Here is a 1,375-nt window from a genome sequence, read left to right as displayed (position 1 = left end):
GAAAGTGTGTCTGGATTCGGTGATTTGTAGTGGTTGACCTCTAGGTTTCAGAGAAATATATGCTCCGGGAGCATATATTTGGCTCCGGGACGGTAAATCCGCGGTGTGGCAGCAGTGATGTGCTACACGCGGCGTGGTGTGGTGTCGCAATGTCAAAGAACCAACCACGCTGCCACTGCGGCGATGAGATGAAACGCAACGGCACTACCAGCAAAGGAACTACGAGGTGGCGATGCAAACACTGCGGCGCGTCGAGTGTGAAGCGCCGCAGCGACATCACCAATTCCACGGTTTTTGCCGCCTTCATTGACCACCTGACCACTGGCGCCAGCCTCGATACCGTTGCCAGTCGTGTGGGATGCTCACCGCGCACACTGCAACGCCGCTTCGAACCCTTCTGGCTCGTTGACGTACCAGATCCCACCATCGGACATATCGGGCGGGTTTACGACCAGGTGTTTCTAGACGGCACATATACCGCCGGCGGCTGTTTGATCATTGCCGCAACTATCGACCATGTCATCGCCTGGCACTGGTGCAAACACGAAACCACGCGCGACTACCAACGACTTCTCGAGCGCATCGAAGCCCCACTTATCGCCGTTATCGATGGCGGCCAGGGAGCGTTTAGCGCGATCAAAAAGTGCTGGCCCACCACGAAAATCCAGCGTTGCCTCGTCCACGCCCAACGCGTTGTACGCCGCTACACCACCTCACGGCCCCGGACTGATGCCGGGCGCACCATCTACCGACTGGCGCTGAAACTGACCCGGATCACCACCCTGGACCAAGCAGCAGCATGGGGTGCACAACTGCACGAATTCTCCACGATCTACCGTTCCTGGATGGACGAGAAAACCACGGTCAAAGACCCTAAAACAGGTACATGGACCCGCACGTGGACACATCACAACGTGCGCAAGGCCTACAACAGCCTCAACCACCTCTGGCGCTCCGAACTGCTGTTTGTCTACCTCACCCCACCAGAAGGTGTGCTGGAGAAAAACCGGATTAAATCCACCACCAACAGCCTTGAAGGCGGCATCAACTCCCAGATCAAACTACTTGCCAGAACACACCGCGGCAGATCAGGCGAACGACAACGCCGAATGCTGGATTGGTGGCTCTACTTAAAAACCGAACTGCCCGACGATCCAGCACGAATCGCCAGGCAGTCCAACTGGGGCCAGGACCAACTCGCCAAAGTTTCCACCCTGACCCAACACGAGAACCAAGCCGACCACGAAACAGGACGACCAGCCCTCTACGACAACGCTATCGACACCGACTACACCCACTCAATCGGCATCCAGAAAGGCCAAATCTAACCCCCGCGCGACACGCCGAGCCAGACACACATTTTGTCGTTTAACCC

1 protein-coding gene is annotated in these 1,375 nt (G+C 57.0%); it reads left to right on the top strand.

All coding sequences use genetic code 11. The annotated features are described in order from the left end of the window. The first annotated feature begins 149 nt into the window (after window positions 1–149). Window positions 150–1,328 carry an IS1249 family transposase gene (locus HMPREF2547_RS06340; protein ID WP_048732261.1) on the top strand — a complete coding sequence of 393 codons (1,179 nt, stop codon included), beginning with the start codon at window positions 150–152 and terminating at the stop codon, window positions 1,326–1,328. Window positions 1,329–1,375: the final 47 nt, after the last annotated feature.

The organism is Corynebacterium sp. HMSC055G02 (assembly GCF_001809065.1).
Classification (GTDB): Bacteria; Actinomycetota; Actinomycetes; order Mycobacteriales; family Mycobacteriaceae; genus Corynebacterium; species Corynebacterium jeikeium_D.
The sequence above is the reverse complement of the archived record's forward strand: the minus strand, read 5'-3'. Positions and strand labels throughout refer to the sequence as shown.